Annotated in this window: 12 protein-coding genes; 6 read left to right on the top strand and 6 right to left on the bottom strand. The window is 69.2% G+C overall.

Annotated elements, in window-relative coordinates:
• Positions 1-14 precede the first annotated feature (14 nt).
• The 3 genes from VXM69_RS17945 to VXM69_RS17935 all read right to left on the bottom strand — a co-directional run bounded on the left by VXM69_RS17945 (position 15) and on the right by VXM69_RS17935 (position 3,639).
• The gene (locus tag VXM69_RS17945; protein ID WP_367189973.1) at positions 15-2,135 is read right to left on the bottom strand and encodes a phosphocholine-specific phospholipase C; all 2,121 of its coding nucleotides are present in this window, start codon (positions 2,133-2,135) and stop codon (positions 15-17) included.
• 44 nt (positions 2,136-2,179) lie between these two features.
• Positions 2,180-2,464 (bottom strand): hypothetical protein, encoded by a 285-nt coding sequence (locus tag VXM69_RS17940; RefSeq protein ID WP_034189140.1) that lies wholly within the window; start codon positions 2,462-2,464, stop codon positions 2,180-2,182.
• 254 nt (positions 2,465-2,718) lie between these two features.
• Positions 2,719-3,639, bottom strand: coding sequence for a LysR substrate-binding domain-containing protein (locus tag VXM69_RS17935; protein ID WP_367189972.1), 921 nt, complete (start codon positions 3,637-3,639; stop codon positions 2,719-2,721).
• Between the two features lie 111 nt (positions 3,640-3,750).
• On the opposite strand from VXM69_RS17935, the gene VXM69_RS17930 reads away from it, so the two are divergent.
• Positions 3,751-4,389, top strand: a complete 639-nt coding sequence (locus VXM69_RS17930; RefSeq protein WP_049031439.1) for a glutathione S-transferase — start codon at positions 3,751-3,753, stop codon at positions 4,387-4,389.
• A gap of 136 nt (positions 4,390-4,525) precedes the next feature.
• Positions 4,526-6,721 (top strand): TonB-dependent siderophore receptor, encoded by a 2,196-nt coding sequence (locus VXM69_RS17925; protein WP_034189143.1) that lies wholly within the window; start codon positions 4,526-4,528, stop codon positions 6,719-6,721.
• A gap of 26 nt (positions 6,722-6,747) precedes the next feature.
• Here the strand turns inward: VXM69_RS17925 and VXM69_RS17920 are convergent, their stop codons facing one another.
• Positions 6,748-8,016 (bottom strand): MFS transporter, encoded by a 1,269-nt coding sequence (locus VXM69_RS17920; RefSeq protein ID WP_226229386.1) that lies wholly within the window; start codon positions 8,014-8,016, stop codon positions 6,748-6,750.
• Between the two features lie 106 nt (positions 8,017-8,122).
• Here VXM69_RS17920 and VXM69_RS17915 point away from each other — a divergent pair, with 106 nt between their 5' ends.
• Positions 8,123-9,166: a LysR substrate-binding domain-containing protein gene (locus VXM69_RS17915; protein ID WP_367189971.1), complete on the top strand. Its 1,044-nt coding sequence runs from the start codon at positions 8,123-8,125 to the stop codon at positions 9,164-9,166.
• Between the two features lie 186 nt (positions 9,167-9,352).
• Here the strand turns inward: VXM69_RS17915 and dapA are convergent, their stop codons facing one another.
• Entirely contained in the window at positions 9,353-10,246 is an 894-nt protein-coding gene (dapA, locus tag VXM69_RS17910; protein WP_124670243.1) for a 4-hydroxy-tetrahydrodipicolinate synthase, read from the bottom strand.
• A 451-nt stretch (positions 10,247-10,697) separates the two neighbouring features.
• Here dapA and VXM69_RS17905 point away from each other — a divergent pair, with 451 nt between their 5' ends.
• Entirely contained in the window at positions 10,698-11,717 is a 1,020-nt protein-coding gene (locus VXM69_RS17905; protein ID WP_034189147.1) for a sulfate ABC transporter substrate-binding protein, read from the top strand.
• Positions 11,718-11,886: 169 nt separating this feature from the next.
• On the top strand, positions 11,887-12,855 hold the full coding sequence (locus VXM69_RS17900; RefSeq protein ID WP_059558857.1) for an ion channel: 969 nt from the start codon (positions 11,887-11,889) through the stop codon (positions 12,853-12,855).
• A 23-nt stretch (positions 12,856-12,878) separates the two neighbouring features.
• On the opposite strand, the gene VXM69_RS17895 is transcribed toward VXM69_RS17900, so the two are convergent.
• Positions 12,879-13,493, bottom strand: coding sequence for a glutathione S-transferase N-terminal domain-containing protein (locus tag VXM69_RS17895; RefSeq protein WP_034189149.1), 615 nt, complete (start codon positions 13,491-13,493; stop codon positions 12,879-12,881).
• Between the two features lie 374 nt (positions 13,494-13,867).
• On the opposite strand from VXM69_RS17895, the gene VXM69_RS17890 reads away from it, so the two are divergent.
• The gene (locus VXM69_RS17890) at positions 13,868-14,425 is read left to right on the top strand and encodes a DapH/DapD/GlmU-related protein (protein WP_069245716.1); all 558 of its coding nucleotides are present in this window, start codon (positions 13,868-13,870) and stop codon (positions 14,423-14,425) included.
• Positions 14,426-15,973 lie beyond the last annotated feature (1,548 nt).

The raw sequence follows: 15,973 nt of genomic DNA, 5'->3' as shown, positions 1-15,973 counted from the left end.
GCGGGCCGTCGCGCTTACCACGCGGCGACGGGCTTGACGGCGGCCGGATCCGAATAACTCGGCCGGCCGTTTTCGACGTGGCCCGCGAAGCGGCGCGAGAACGTGCCGCTCGCGCCGTCGCTGACCGTCACGTCATACCACTGGTGGCTCGACGCGAGCGCCCACTGCTCGACCCGCTCGTCGCCGCCGTGCAGCGTCACCTGCCGCGACGGCGCGCCGTATGCGTTGTCGGTCAGCGTCAGCGTGACATGCGCGCCACCGTGGTTGCGCAGCTTCAGGTACAGGTTCCCGTTCGCGACGTCGTAGCCGGCCTTCACCTCCGGCTGGGCCGGATTGCGGTGCGGCGCGGCCGTGGCCGGCACGTTGCCGGAGAACATCCGCACGAACCCGTTCGGCCCGTACACCGCGAACGCATACACGCCGTGCGTCGCCGTCAGGTCGAAGTCCGCGTGCAGCACGCGGCGCGCGCCGACCGTATAGCGCCACGGGCCGTCGGTGCGGTTCGTCGCGTACACGTGGAAGTGCGCGCCCTGGTTGCCGCGGTTCGCGAATTCGATGCGCAGCTTCGTTCCGCCGTCGAGGCTCGCGTTCACATGCAGTTCGTACGGCAGGGCGCGCGCGGGCCGCACGCCGGGCTCCTGCGGATCGACCGGCGACGGCGTCGCGGGCACGGTGGGCGCGGGCTGCGACGTGCACTGCTGGTCCGCGATCGAACGGTACTGGCTGGTATCCGGCAGCGGCGGGAACGCGGTATCCGACGAGCGGAAGTCGAACGCGGCGGTGAGGTCGCCGCACACCGTGCGGCGCCACGGCGTGATGTTCGGTTCGTCGATGCCGAAGCGCGCGCCGATGAAGCGGATCACCGACGTATGGTCGAACACCTGCGAGCAGACGTAGCCGCCCTTGGTCCACGGCGACACGACCGTCATCGGCACGCGCGGCCCGAGGCCGTACGGCAGGCCGTCGGCCGTGTAGCTGCCGCCGCGGCCGGGGTTCACGACCGTATGCAGCTCGCCGTCGGTCGTCACGGTGGACGCGCCCTGCGCGGCCGACGTCGGCGGCTGCGGCGGCACGATGTGGTCGAAGAAGCCGTCGTTCTCGTCGTACATGATGAACAGCACGGTTTTGCGCCACACGTCCGGGTTCGACGTGAGCGCATCGAGGATCTGCGACGTGTAGTTCGCGCCGTACGCCGGCGTGTATTTCGGATGCTCGGAGAACGCGGCCGGCGGGCACAGCCACGACACCTGCGGCAGCCGGTCGTTGATCACGTCGTCCTTCAGGTGGTCGAGCGTGCGTACCGTCTGCGCGCGCTGGTACAGCGAGGAACCGGGCTTCGCGTTGATGAAGTTCGCGAAGTTCTGCAGCACGTTCGTGCCGTAGTTGCCGTTGTACGGATCGTTGCCCGTCGTGCCCTGCTGGTAGATCTGCCACGACACGCCGTGCGCGTCGAGACGCTCGGGAAAGGTCGTCCACGACAGCAGCTGGTAGGCGGGCGGCCCGTCGCCGTCGACGTAGTCGCTGTTGTCGAGCAGCGGGCCGCCGAACTTGCCGGTCGGGTCGACCGTGCCCGTCATCAGGTAGGAACGGTTCGGATGCGTCGGGCCCGGCAGCGAGCAGAAGTAGTGGTCGCATACGGTGAACGCGTCGGCGAGCGCGTAGTGGAACGGAATGTCCTCGCGCACGTGATAGCCCATCGTCATGTCGGTCTTGTTCGCGGGCCACTGGTCGTAGCGGCCGCCGTCGATCGCCGCGTGCGTCTTGTACCACGAGTGGTCGAGATCGCCGACGCACTGCGCGCTCGTCGTCAGCGTGTTCAGCCGGAACGGCAGCACGGGCTTGCCCGGATCGGCCTTCGACGGCTGATACCACACCGGCTTGCCGTTCGGCAGCGGGATCGGGAAGCGGTCGTTGTAGCCGCGCACGCCGCGCAGGTGTCCGAAGTAATGATCGAACGAGCGGTTCTCCTGCATGAACACGACGATGTGCTCGACATCGCGGATCGTGCCGGTGCCGCGTGCGGCGGGAATCGCGAGCGCGCGGCGGATCGATTCGGGAAAGGCGTTGAGCGCGACGGCGGCGCCCGCGGATTGTGCGACGGTATGCAGGAAACCGCGGCGGCTCGATGACGTCATGTGGTTCACCTCGGTTCTGCGGTCGGGGGACGGAAGCGGCGGGATCAGCCCGGCGACGACGCCGCGGCGCTCGACGCGGCCGCGTTCGACGCCGGCTTCGCGTCGTCGTCGTCATCGGGCGGGTAGTGCACGACGGGCGGCGCGAGCGGCGCGGCATCGGATGCGGCACCGCCCGCGGCTGCCTCGCTGTTGAACGCGCTGGCGGAGCCGGCCGATGCGCTGCCTTGCTGGGAGGCGTCGGTCGCGTGAGCGTCGTGCGGCGCGTCGTCGCTGCAGGCGGCGACGAAAACGGCGGCACAAAGAACGACGGCGACGGAAACGCGGCGCATGACTTCTCTCCTGGCGGGCTGATCGGGAAACGTTTTCGAGTATGCCGATGCGATGCGACGTTTCGGTGAATCGTTTGCGACCGGCGCATGATCGCGGAATGCTTTCGCGCGCCTGACCAAACACTTTCGCGCGATCGCGGGGCGGCAATATTTCCCGGCGCGCGAGGCGGGCCCGGCACTTTTACGCGGACGCGCAACGCGATACGCGACGGCATGACCGTTCGCGACGGGCATGCGCGGCCGATCGCGCGGCGTCAGCGCCGCGGCGTCCTGCGTCGCACTTCGCTGCGCAGCCAGTCGAGCCAGGTGCGGATCGCCGCTTCGTGAGGATGGCCGGGGCGCCACACGACGTAATGCGCATACACGTCGGTGATGCGTACCGTCGACACGCGCACGAGCGTGCCGTCCGCGAGTTCGGGCTCGATCAGCGAGCGGCGCGCGAGCGCGACGCCGCGGCCTTGCCGCGTCGCGTCGATCAGCGCGTTCGCGTCGGTGAAGCGTGGCGCGCGCGCGGATTCGGTGAGGTCGAGCCGTGCCGCCTGGAACCACGGTTCCCACGGCTGCGCCGGATGGCGCAGCAGCGTCGCGCGCACGAGATCGGCGGGCGTGCGCGGTGCGATGCCGTCGCGATTGCGGTACGCGGGGCTCGCGACCGGGAAGATCGTCTCGTTCATCAGTTTTTCGGCGACGACGCCCGGCCAGGTGCCGGGTCCGTAACGCAGCGCGACGTCGATGCGGTCGCGCTTGCGCAGCGGCGCGAGCGCCACGTCCGGGTGCAGCGCGATCGCGATGTGCGGATGCGCGGCCGTGAAGCGCGGCAGGCGCGGCGCGAGCCAGCGCTCGGCGACGCTCGGCAGCACGCTGACGTTCAGCGTCACGTCGCAGGTGCGCGGGCGGCGGCGTACCACGAGTGCCGGCTCGAACGCGCGTTCGAGCACGCTCAGGCCCTGGCGCACCTGCAGCGCGAGGGCATGCGCGGCGTGCGTCGGCGTCGCGCCGTTGCGTTCGCGCGTGAAGAGCGGATAGCCGAGCTGCGCCTCGAGCGCGCGGATGTGCTGGCTGACCGCGCCTTGCGTGAGCGCGAGTTCGTCGGCCGCGCGCGTGAAGCTCTGCAGCCGCACGGCGGTTTCGAACGCGCGCAGCGTCTGCAGCGGAGGGAGGTGGATGCGTCGCATGCGGGTATTAGTAACACTAATGGCCGAGCACGACAATTCATCGTTTGCCGCCCGTCGGTACGCGTTCCTACACTCGGTTCCGTCTTCCACATCCCCGTCGGGGCACACACCATGAACGCCTACCGCCTCTATCTTTCGCCGGGCGCCTGCTCGCTTGCCGCCCACATCGCGCTCGAGGAAACCGGCGCGCCGTTCGACATCGAGATCGTCTCGGTGCAGAAGCAGCAGAACCTCGCGGCGCCCTATCTCGCGATCAACGCGAAGGCGCGCGTGCCCGTGCTCGCGATTCCGGGCGAGCCGCGCGTGCTGACCGAAACGCCGGCGATCCTCACGTATCTCGCGCGCCGCTATCCGGACGCGCAATTGCTGCCGCTCGGCGATCCGCTGCGCGAGGCACGGTGTCACGAGTGGCTTGCCTGGCTGGTCGGCTGGGTGCACGGTGTCGGTTACGGCGCATTGTGGCGGCCGGGCCGCTTCATCGGCGATCCGGCGCTGCACGGCGCGGTCAGCGCGCACGGGCGCGGCACGATCGAAGCGGCGAACGCGTCGATCGAAGCAGCGCTCGCCGATGGCCGCACGTGGGCCGAACCGGGTGCGCATTCGATCGTCGATCCGTTCCTGTTCGTGCTGTATCGCTGGGGTGCCGCGATCGGACTCGACATGACGCGGCATGCGGCGTGGACGGCCCATGCGCAGCGCGAGGCCGAACGGCCGGCCGCGCGGCGTGCGCTGGCGCGCGAGGCCGGCTGACACGTTGGGGATCTCGCGCGGCGCGATACTGGGTCTGTCATTTCGTTCGGATCACGAAATTCGAACGTGTCCAATTGCCATGTTGCAGTCATTTCTTTTGAATGGGAATCATTCTCATCAAAGAAATGGAGTGACCATGACATACCGCATCCGGTCGAGCGCGACACCGCCGCGTCGCGCGACGGCTTCCGTCGCGCTTGCAATGATGACGTGCGCGTCCGCGTCCGCGGATGAAACCGATCCGCGGCCGGCGCCGCATCTCGACCCGATCGTCGTGCAGGGCAGCCGCGACGCCGGCTCGCGCGTCGACCGCTCGGGTTCGGCGAAGTATGCGGCGCCGCTGCTCGACGTGCCGCAGACGATTACCGTCGTGCCGCGCGAGGTGCTCGACGAGCAGCAGGTCACGAGCTTGCGCGACGCGCTGGCCAACGTCGCCGGCATCACGTTCAATGCGGGCGAGGGGGGCGGCGGGTCGGGTGACATGTTCAATATTCGCGGCTTCGGCGCGAATGCGAACCTGCAGCTCGACGGCCTGCGCGACAGCGCGCAGAACAATCGCAGCGATCTGTTCAACGTCGAGGCGGTCGAGGTCATCAAGGGGCCCAACTCGGTGTTCGGCGGCGCGGGCACGACCGGCGGCTCCGTGAACCTGGTCAGCAAGGCGCCGAAGCGCGACGCATTCGTCGAGGCCGGCACGGTGCTCGGCACGTCCGACTACCGGCGCGTGACGCTCGACGCGAACCGGCCGTTGCCGGGCACCGACGGCCGTGCGGCATTCCGGTTGAACGCGATGGCGCACGTCAACGACGTTCCCGGCCGGAACGACATCCGCAAGCGGCGCTGGGGCGTGGCGCCCTCGCTTGCCTTCGGGCTCGGCACGCCCACGCGCGTCACGCTCGGCTACTTCCATCAGTACGACAACAACCTGCCCGACTACGGGTTGCCGGCCCGCGGCGGACAGGTGCTGGCCGGCGTGTCGCGCGACAGCTACTTCGGGTGGCGCAACCTCGATCGCGAGCGCATCGCGTCGGATGCCGTCACGGTGAAGGCCGAGCACGACTTTTCGCCGAACCTGAAGCTGCAGAACCTGAGCCGGTATGCGCACCTGGGCCGCGACACCGCGATCTCCGCATCGCACGTCAATCTCCAGGGGGTGCCGCCCGGGCATTACAGGCCGGCCGGGCCGCAAGGCTACGGCCGCGATTCGTCGACGGCGATGTGGGCCAACCAAACGAACGTCACGGCCGCGTTCGACACACTCGGGCTTGGCCATACACTCGTCGCGGGTTTCGACCTCTCGCGGGAAACCTATGGGCGCACCACATACTCGTACGGCCTCAACCGGTTCTATCCGCCGGGCGGTTTTTCATTGGCCGCGCCGCCGGGCGAATGGCGCGGTCCCGCGCAGCGTCGGGACAGCGGACGCAACGACACGGCGCTCGTCGTCAAGGCGCTCTATGCCCTCGATACGATTGTGGTCGGCCGATACTGGAACATCGACGTGGGGCTGCGCCACGACTGGATCGACGGCTGGTCGCGGAGCACGCCGGCCGGCCAGCCGACCGAACGTGCGGACAGCGCCGGCCGGCACCTGAGCACGCGCGCGGGGCTGGTGTTCAAGCCGACCGAGAACGGGCGCGCGTATTTCGCATACGGCACGTCGTTCAATCCGTCGGCCGAATACCTGGTCACGACCGGGTCCGGCGTGAGCGCAGCGACCGGCGCACTGGCGCCGGAGAAGAACGAGAGCCTCGAGCTCGGCGCGAAGTGGGAAGGGCTGGCGGGACTCGCGCTGAACGGCGCGTTGTTCCAGACGGAGAAGAAGAACGCGCGCGAACGGATGGCCGACGGCAGCTACGCGCTCGCGGGCAGGCAGCGCGTGCGCGGCATCGAGCTCGGGGCGGCCGGCAAGGTGACGCCGCAATGGGACGTGTTCGCGAACTACACGTATCTGGCGAGCGTGACGCTGAGTTCGCCGGCGTCGCCGCGTCGCGACGGCCAGGCACTCGGCAATACGCCGCGCCATGCGTTCAATGTCTGGACGACCTATCGCCTGCCGGCCGGCTGGACGCTCGGCTACGGCTCGCACTTCGTCGGCCGGCGCAACGTGACGTCGGAGGGGAACGGCACGCTCGGCGCGTACTGGGTGCACAACCTGATGGCCGGCTACGACGTGAACCGCCGGCTGCGCTTTCAGCTGAACATCGACAATCTGTTCGACCGCGCCTATGTCGAGCGTGTGCGCCAGGTGTCGGGGAGCGAGGCGAGATCGTCCGCGGTCGAACTCGGTGACGGCCGCTCGGCGATGCTGTCGGCCGTGTACAAGTTCTGACGGCGTGCGCTGCATAGGTGTCGCGGTTATCGCGCGAACAGCGGATAGGTCGCAGCCGCGATCAGCGCGGTCGCGAGCCACACCACGCCCCACGAGCTGACCGCGAGCAGCGGCGGAATCGCGAGCGGGGTCGCGAACAGCCCGAGGTAGACGATCGTGTTCGCCATCCCGAGCGCGGTGCCCGCGTGGTTCGCGCCCGCGAGCGTCGCGAGCTCCGTGTACGCGACGCCGTGCCACGCCGACACGCAGATGCCCGCGAACACGAGAATCCCGACGATCGCGGCGAACGGCACGTGCGCGCTGCCGGCCGTCGCCGCCGCGAGCAGCGCGAACGAACCGGCCGCGACGAGTACCGACCCGCGCAGATACGCGCGCCGGTTGCCGTGCCGGTCGGTATGGCGGCCGCTCCACACGCGCATCACCATCGCGCCGAGCTGCAGCGCGACCATCGCCGCGCTGATGCCGGCAAGGCCGAGCCGGCCGAAGTCGTGCAGGAACACCGTCGCGAACGTGAGCACCGCGAACTGCGGCGCGCACAGCAGGCCGATGCCGAGCACGATGCGCCACACGGGGCCGCTTGCGAGCGGGGTGCGCGCATGCGGGACGGACGGCTGACGCTCGACGGGGCGATGCGCGACGAGGTGCGCCACGGCCGGCTCGGCCGGCGGCTCGTGCAGCCAGCGCCACGTGAGTACGGCCGAGCCCGCGCACAGCAGCATCAGCGCACCGAACACCGCGGCAAAGCCGAGATGCGACGCGAGCGACGGCAGCAACGCCGCGCCGATGCCGCCGCCGAGCGGCACGGCCGTCTGGCGGATGCTCATCGCGAGCCCGCGTTCGCGCTCGCCGAACCAGCGCATCACCGCGCGTCCGCTCGACCCGTTGACGCTGCCGCCGAGCAGGCCGACGCAGCACATCGCCGCGACGACGCGCAGCAGCGGCGGCACCGCGTGCGCGCTCGGGACGATCGTGCACACCATCAGCGCGAGCATCGCGGCCGTCGCGACGAGCCCGGTCAGCAGCACGCGGCGGTCGCCGAAGCGGTCGGCGGCGATCCCCCACGGCAGCTCGGACAGCGCGACGCCGAAGCCGAGCGCGCCGAGCACGAGGCCGAGCGCGCCGTTGTCGAGGTGATAGGCCGTGCGCATCCACACGGCCGTGGTCGGAATGCCGGCCGCGGCCGCCGAAAAGCTCAGGTTCGCGGCGACGCCGGCCGCCAGCACGCGCCAGCGATGAGCCGGGCCGCGTACGTCGCGGGCGGGCGAGGAGGGGGAAGCGATGCACGAGGTGTCCATGACGGCAGGCCCGGTTGTAAATTGACATCCACAGTCTGGCGGCCTACATTCATCCTGAAAATCGGAAAGTTTTTGATGAATCGTTCGATAAAACAGGATGATTGAGATGCCCGGACAAGACCTTCCGCGCGGCGGCGCGCCGCTCGCCGTGGCCGATGCCGCGCTGGCGCGGCCCAATTTCGACGTGGCCGCGTTGCGCAGCCTGGTCGCGGGCGTGGATCTCGGCAGTTTTGCGAAGGCGGCCGACCGTGTCGCGCGCTCGTCGTCGGCGGTGAGTGCGCAGATCCGCAAGCTCGAGGAGCAGGCCGGCACGCCGCTGTTCGTGAAGGCCGGGCGCGGGCTCGCGCTGACCGATGCCGGCGACGCGATGCTGCGCTATGCGCGGCGCATGATCGCGCTGAACGACGAGGCCGCGGCGGCCGTGCGCGGCGTGAACCTCGACGGCTGGGTGCGTGTCGGGCTGCAGGAAGACTTCGGCGAGGCGATCCTGCCCGATGTGCTCGGGCGATTCGCGCGCGCGCATCCGAAGGTGAGGATCGAGGCGCGCGTGGCGCGCAATGCCGACCTGTTCGACCGGCTCGACGCGAACCAGCTCGATCTGGCGCTCGTGTGGGGCGATCCGGCGTCGGCCGATTTCGGGTCGCGCGCGGGGATCGGCAGCAAAACGATCGCGCAGGTGCCGATGCAATGGATCGGCGCGGTGGGGAGCGGTGGATTCGGGGCACCGGAGGGCGGCGACGCGGCGGCCGACGGTGAGGCGGATGAAACGGGCGGCCGCGCCGGGCACGTGCCCGGCGAGCCGTTGCCGCTCGTCGTGTTCGACCGGCCGTGCCGGTTCTTCGGCGCGGCGGCCGATGCGCTCGACCGCGCCGGCACGCCGTGGCGCGTCGCGTTCACGACGCCGAGCCTCGCCGGGTTGTGGGCCGCGGCGGCGGCCGGCCTCGGGCTCACGGTGCGCTCGCGCTACGGGCTGCCCGCATCGGTGCGCGCGCTCGACGCGGCGTCGTGCGGGTTGCCGGAGCTGCCGAGCCTGCCGCTGATCCTGCTGCGGCGCACGTCGCCGGCGACGCCGACGGTCGACCGGCTCGCGCGGATCGTGACGCAGGCGGTCAGGGAGGCGACGGACGGGGCGGCGGCGCTGGCGGCCTGACGATACCGTCGGTCGCCGCCGCGGGCCGCGATTCGTTCGCCCCTCTGCCGGTCACCTCGCGCCTGCCTCGCTACCCATTCGATCCGGAGTCCTGCAAGGGAAGGACCCGAATCGCGGATGACTTCGATACGCCGCTGCGTCGGGCCGGCATTCATCGGCCGGCGGCGCCATGTGCGGTGGTGCGGCTCATGCCGCGGCGGCGTCCGGCTCGCTTGCTTCGAGCGCGGCACGGATCGTTGCCAATCGCTCCCGCAGCGCTTCGCTCGCCGGCACGAACGGCAGCCGCAACTCGTCCTCGCACCACCCCTGCGCGGCGAGCACGGCCTTCACCGGCGCCGGGTTCGGCTCCGCGAACAGCGCTGCGACGAGCGGCTGCAGCGCGACCGACAGGCGCCGCGCGTCGGCGAGCCGCCCGTCGCGCAGTAGCGCATGAATGCGCACGTGCCATTCGGGCAGCACGTGCGCGCTGCTCGCGATCGCGCCGTGCGCGCCGGCGCACATCGCCGCGAAGTTCTGGTTGTCGTCGCCGGACAGGATCGCGAGCGGCGTGTCGTGCACGAGCCGGCTCATCCGGTCGAGCGTGCCGCCGCATTCCTTGATGCCCGCGACGCGCGGGTCGCGCGCGAGCGCCTGCAGCGTGTCCAGTTCGACGTTCACGCCGGTGCGGTACGGGATGTTGTAGACGAGCACCGGCAGGTCGGCCGCGTCGACGATCGCCTCGACATGGCGGCGGATGCCGTCCTGCGTCGGGCGCACGTAGACGGGCGGCGTGACGAGCAGGCCGTCGGGCCGCAGGGCCGCGAGTTCGCGTGCGCGCGCGGCCGCGACATGCGTCGCGCTCGCGGTCAGCCCGACGACGATCGGCCGCCCGGGCGCCGCGTCGCGCAGCGTCGCGAACACCGCGTCCTGTTCGCGCGCGTCGAGCAGGACGCCTTCACCGGTCGTCGCGCCCGCGACGAAGCCCGCGATGCCCGCGGCCGCATAACGACGCGCAAGCCGCGCGAGCGCCGCATGGTCGACTTCGCCGTGGTGAAACGGCGTGATGATCGGCAGCCAGATACCTTCGAAACGTGTGTTCATGCAAAGCCTCATGGTGGAAACGGAGTGGGAAGGAACCGTTCCGCCGGCGGTGTGCCGGAGCGAGGCGTGCGTGCAAGGAGAATGAAACGACCTGCGGGCATCCCGTCCGGCATTCGCCTGACGGGACGCGACGTCCCCGTCAGTCGAGGAGTCGTTTTTTCAGTTTCAGCCCGGCCGCGCGCGTACCTGCCGCGACGGCGGCGAGGATCGAAAGCGGGCGCAGGGGTGCGGACATGGATGAACCGTAAGTGGGCTGAGCGGCGATCTTAACACCGGATCGGCGGCGCGCGCGAGCGCCGGCCGCCGTTTAGCAGGATTCGAGATTTGCTTTCCACGACTGATTGGAAGGCGCGCCGCGCCCGGCCGCTAGAATGCCCGCTTACGTTTCGATGACAGCGCGTACGCGTGCCGTCACGCACATTCACCACCACTGGAAACGGGGCATATCACGATGGCAAGCATCAAGGGGATCGGCCGCTGGCTGCACACGGGCGCGGCGGCGGCGCTGGTCGTGGCGGCGACGGCCGCGCATGCGGACACGTCGATCCTGAACGTGTCGTACGACGTGACGCGCGAGCTGTACAAGGACATCAACACGGGCTTCGCGGCCGCATACAAGCAGAAGACCGGCGAGACCGTCACGATCAAGCAGTCGCACGGCGCGTCCAGCGCGCAGGCGCTGTCGGTGCTGCAGGGGCTGCAGGCCGACGTCGTGACGATGAACCAGCCGAACGACATCGACCTGCTCGCCGAGCGCGGCCAGCTGCTGCCGAAGGACTGGCGCGCACGCTTCCCGGACAACAGCTCGCCGTACTCGACGACGATGGTGTTCCTCGTGCGCAAGGGCAATCCGAAGGCGATCAAGGACTGGAGCGATCTCGCGAAGCCGGGCGTCCAGGTCATCATCGCGAACCCGAAGACGTCGGGCAACGGCCGCTACGCGTATCTCGCCGCATGGGGTTTCGAGAAGCTGAAGGGTGCGACCGACCAGCAGGCGCTCGATTTCGAGAAGGCGATCTTCCGCAACGTGCCGGTGCTCGATTCGGGCGGCCGTGGTGCGACGACGACGTTCACGCAGCGCGGCATCGGCGACGTGCTGGTGACGTTCGAGAACGAGGTCGCGCTGATGGACACCGGCGCATCGGGCGCGCAGTTCGACGCCGTGTATCCGTCTGCGAGCATCCTCGCGGAGCCGCCGGTCGCCGTCGTCGACAAGGTCGTCGACAAGAAGGGCACGCGCAAGGTCGCGCAGGCGTATCTCGACTACCTGTACACGCCGGAAGCGCAGGAGATCATCGCGCAGCACCATCTGCGCCCGCGCGACGCGAACGTGCTGAAGAAGCACGCGGCCGAATTCAAGGCGCTGAAGACGTTCAGCGTCGAGCAGGTTTTCGGCAGCTGGGCGAACGCGCAAAAGACGCATTTCGCCGACGGCGGCACGTTCGACCAGGTGATCGTCGACCGGAAGTGACCGCGGCGCGCCTCGCGCGCGGGTCCGCACGATGACGACGCAGCCGGCCGCACACGCGGCCGGTTTTTTTTCGGCACGGCGCGGCGGATTTCCGTTTCGCGCCGGTACGCGTTCCCGGCCGCCGCCGCGCATGCTACGCTCATCGCCTCCCTGCAACCGGCGCCGCGCGATGAACGTCGATTCGTCTTCCCCAGCCCCCCGCGGCCGCGGCCGCAAGATCTGGTCGGGCACCCGCCCGGTGATCGCGTACGGGATGCCGCCGCTCGGCTGGCGCGACTTCTACCATCGCGCGCTGACGGTGAGCTGGCCCGTGTTCTTCCTGTCGCTCGCGGTGCTGTTCCTGCTGCTCAACGGCGGCTTTGCGACGCTCTATCTGCTCGGCCATGCGCCGATCGCGAACCAGTCGCCGGCCGGCTTCGGCGGCGCGTTCTTCTTCAGCGTCGAGACGCTCGCGACCGTCGGCTACGGCGACATGCATCCGCAGACCGTTTACGCCCACCTCGTCGCGACGTTCGAGATCTTCGTCGGGATGTCGGGCATCGCGCTGGCCACGGGGCTCGTGTTTGCGCGCTTTTCGCGGCCGCAGGCGAAGATCCTGTTCGCGCGCAACGCGATCGTGCGGCCGCTGAACGGCCGGATGACGCTGATGGTGCGCGCCGCGAATGCGCGCCAGAACGTGATCGCCGAGGCGCAGGCGAAGTTGCGGCTGATGCGCATCGAAGGCACGCACGAGGGTTACTCGCTGCGCAAGATCCACGACCTGCCGCTCGTGCGCAGCGAGCATCCGATCTTCCTGCTCGGCTGGAACCTGATGCACGTGATCGACGAGTCGAGCGCGCTGTTCGGCGAGACGCCCGAATCGCTGGCCGCGCGCGACGCGTCGTTGCTGATCACGATCGAAGGCTCGGACGAGACGACCGCGCAGGTCATGCAGGCGCGTCATTCATGGGCGCATGGCGAGATCCGCTGGCGTCATCGCTACGTCGACCTGATGCACGACGAGGACGGCATCACGCACATCGACTACACGCATTTTCACGAAGTCGTGCCGATCGACGTCGATACCGACGAGCGCGGCTCGCCGGGCGTGGTGATCGACGCCGATGCACCGGCGCAGGGGCCGGCCGCGCAGGCGTGATCGACGGGCCGGCCCGTCAGCCGTCACGCATGCAGCAACCGCGCCGCTTCGCGCTGTTCGATCGCAACGGCGCGGCGGAATGCGTCGCGATCCTCGGCGCGCGCGACGTAGTCGCCGAGCACGCCTTCGTGCGGCAGCAGGTGCGCGTCGAACGCGATCTTCAACGTGCTCGCGAGCAGCAGGTCGGCCGCGGTGAAGCGCTCGCCGACGAGCCACGGGCGATGGGCGAGCGCTTGCGCGAGCGCGCGCTGGACGCGCGTGATGTTGCCCCAGCCGAACGCGACCGGATTGCCCGATGCGCCGGTGAATTTTTCGGCCATCGCCGGTTCGAGGCAGGTCGGCGTGAAGAACATCCATTGCAGGAAGCGGCCGCGCAGCGGATCGTCGGGCGCGATGCCGAGCCCGGCGCCCGGGCAGCGGTCGGCGAGGTAGAGCAGCACGGCGCCCGATTCGGCGAACGGCGCGCTGCCGTCGTCGAGCGCGGGCAGCTTGGCCATCGGGTTGACTTGCACGAACGCGTCGCTGCCCTGTTCGTGCGAGCGCAGGTCGATCGGCACGAGTTCGTACACCACACCGATTTCCTCGAGCATCCACAACGCCCGGAATGCCCGGGTCTTCGGCCAGTAGTAGAGCTTCATCGCGCCTCCGCGTGTGGGTGCAGGTGTCGGTCCGGTCGATGCTCAAGCGTACCCGAGCGCAGGAGGTTCGGACAGGGGCGCCCGGCCAGGGGCGCCCGGCCAGGGGCCATTCGGTCGAGCGAGCCTGTTCGGGCGTTGTATGGCGAGCGCGGATCGGGCGGAAAATCGGGCAAAGCCTGACGGCACAAGGAAGTTTTGCAATAACTAGTTATATATTGACTAGTTAGTAAAATCGAGAGTGACCCTGACGGAAACGGCGTTACCACCCGGGGTCGCCGCCGGTCCCGCGGCATCCTCGCACACGGCCTCGCAGGCATTCGACCACCACCGCCGACGCATCACGAAACGCGGAAATCACCAGGGACAAGTCACGCATGGCAAACGACGATCGCACCACGATCATTCCGCGAAGAACGCCGGAATCGGCGGCGATGGTGGCCGAGGTCAAACGCGCGATGGCGATCACGGCGCGGCTCAACCGTCTGACGTTCGACGATGCGGCGGCAGTGCGCGCAGTGTTCGGCGAACTGATCGGCACGCAAGTGGACGACGGCTTCGTGCTGATCCCGCCGTTTCACGCGACGGGCGGCACCGGCATGAAGCTCGGGCGCAACGTGTTCGTCAACCAGAACTGCACGTTCTACGACCTGGGCGGACTCGAGATCGGCGACGACGTGATGATCGGCCCGAACGTCAGCCTGATCACGTCCGGTCATCCGGTCGAGCCTTCGCGGCGGCGCGACTGCGTCGTTGCGAAGCCGATCGTGATCGAACGGAATGTGTGGATCGGCGCCGGCGCGACGATCATCGGCGGCGTGACGGTCGGCGAGAACGCGGTCGTCGCGGCCGCGGCGGTCGTCACGCGTGATGTTCCGCCGAATACGCTGGTCGGCGGCAATCCGGCGAAGGTCATCCGGTCGATTGCGGAGTAGCGTTTGCCCGGGCGCCCCTGTCGGGGCGACGGCGCATCGTCGGACGGATGTGGACAACTCGCCCCGCAGCGACTCGAAACGCTGTGCATTTGAATGGTGAGGGTGCCGCCGAGGCCGTCCGGACAAGGCTTTCCGGCTTTTCCGGTTGCGGTGCGCCGAGGCGTTCGCCGATGCGCGCATGGCGGTCTCGTCGCGCGACCGCTTGTGGATATCCTCGCCCCGAAACGACTCGGCGCGCTGTGGATTTCACTGGTGAGGATCACCGGATGCCGCTCAAGAGGCGAAGCGGGGTGTGGACAACTCGCCGCGAGACGAAGCGAAATGCTGTGAAATCCACTGGTGAGTGTCGCCGCCCGATCGCGCGAGGCGCCCGTTCCGGCAAGGCTTGCCGGCCTCTGCCGTGATTCGGGGCGCCGCGCATTCTAACGGAACGCGCGAAGGCGTGACCGAACCCCGTGTGCGTCGCGATGCCGGCATCCGGGTGCGGATCCCGGTCGCAGGGTCGTGCATTCTAACGGTGAGCGCGGGCGCGTGGCTTCCAACGTGCGATTTTCGTCGCATGCCCGTGCTCTCCCGAGCGACTCGACATGCTGTGGGAATCGATGGTGAGCATGAGCGTCCGGCTGGCCGGCAGCCAGTCCGGACGCGGCTGTCCGGCCGACGCCGCCGCCGGGGGCACGTGCCCGGTCAGGCGCGCCGCGCGCGCTTCAGTGTGGATATCCGGCCATCGGAACGACTCGCGGCACTGTGGTTTTCGACGGTGAGGGTCGGCGTCCGATCGGGTGACAGGCCGCTTCGGGCATGGCTTGCCGCCCGCCGGCGCGCTTTGGAACACGCTTTCGCGATCGATCTGCCGAGGCGCTCCGATGTGGATATCCGGCGTCACAAGCCACTCGAAGCGCTGTGGTTTCCAACGGTGAAGGGGCGTGCATGGCCGGAAGGCAATGCAGGTTCGGGCACGGAAAACGGTCGCCGCGGCCAGTCGAAACCCTGTGCATGTCGACGGTGAGGGAGAAGCGGTGGTCGCGGCGCATGCGTATTCCGGCGTGAGGATCCGACGGACAAAGCCACTCTCGGCCCTGTGTATTCGAACGGTGAGGGTGGACAGCGGATCGACGAAACGAGCAGGCCGAGATGGGGATATCCACCGCCATCAACCACTCGCCGCGCTGTGACTTTCAACGGTGAGGGTCGGCGCCCGAGCGAACCGCGTGCCGGTTCCGGATGTGGATATCCCGGTCCCGACGCCACTCGAAACGCTGTGCAATCGAACGGTGAGCGCGCGAACCCGGTCGGCGAGAAGGGTCCGACGTTGTGGACATCCGGCGCGCCGGACCAATCGGAACGCTGTGCGTTGCAACGGTGAGGGGGACCGCCCGATTCCCGCGAAACCCTTGTCGCGCGGGGTTCGAGCGCCAGTCGACGGGCGCGAGGCGCGCCTTGCGGCACGCGCGGGCTGGTGGGCCGCCCCTTTTGTCGTGCCAGCCGGCCGTCCCGGCGTCCCGCCAACCGCTCGCCCGGTGCTCGCGTGAAAACTCTCTCAAATCA

This window comes from Burkholderia sp. Ed8, assembly GCF_040761425.1.
In the GTDB taxonomy this organism is placed as follows: Bacteria; Pseudomonadota; Gammaproteobacteria; order Burkholderiales; family Burkholderiaceae; genus Burkholderia; species Burkholderia seminalis.
This window is presented reverse-complemented; position numbering and strand designations above follow the sequence as displayed.

Coding starts and splice junctions, on each gene's coding strand:
- VXM69_RS17895 (WP_034189149.1), bottom strand. CDS start 13,493: ATGAAGCTCTACTACTGGCCGAAGACCCGGGCATTCCGGGCGTTGTGG.
- VXM69_RS17935 (WP_367189972.1), bottom strand. CDS start 3,639: ATGCGACGCATCCACCTCCCTCCGCTGCAGACGCTGCGCGCGTTCGAA.
- VXM69_RS17915 (WP_367189971.1), top strand. CDS start 8,123: ATGCCCGGACAAGACCTTCCGCGCGGCGGCGCGCCGCTCGCCGTGGCC.
- VXM69_RS17920 (WP_226229386.1), bottom strand. CDS start 8,016: ATGGACACCTCGTGCATCGCTTCCCCCTCCTCGCCCGCCCGCGACGTA.
- VXM69_RS17930 (WP_049031439.1), top strand. CDS start 3,751: ATGAACGCCTACCGCCTCTATCTTTCGCCGGGCGCCTGCTCGCTTGCC.
- VXM69_RS17925 (WP_034189143.1), top strand. CDS start 4,526: ATGACATACCGCATCCGGTCGAGCGCGACACCGCCGCGTCGCGCGACG.
- VXM69_RS17890 (WP_069245716.1), top strand. CDS start 13,868: ATGGCAAACGACGATCGCACCACGATCATTCCGCGAAGAACGCCGGAA.
- VXM69_RS17945 (WP_367189973.1), bottom strand. CDS start 2,135: ATGACGTCATCGAGCCGCCGCGGTTTCCTGCATACCGTCGCACAATCC.
- VXM69_RS17900 (WP_059558857.1), top strand. CDS start 11,887: ATGAACGTCGATTCGTCTTCCCCAGCCCCCCGCGGCCGCGGCCGCAAG.
- VXM69_RS17940 (WP_034189140.1), bottom strand. CDS start 2,464: ATGCGCCGCGTTTCCGTCGCCGTCGTTCTTTGTGCCGCCGTTTTCGTC.
- dapA (WP_124670243.1), bottom strand. CDS start 10,246: ATGAACACACGTTTCGAAGGTATCTGGCTGCCGATCATCACGCCGTTT.
- VXM69_RS17905 (WP_034189147.1), top strand. CDS start 10,698: ATGGCAAGCATCAAGGGGATCGGCCGCTGGCTGCACACGGGCGCGGCG.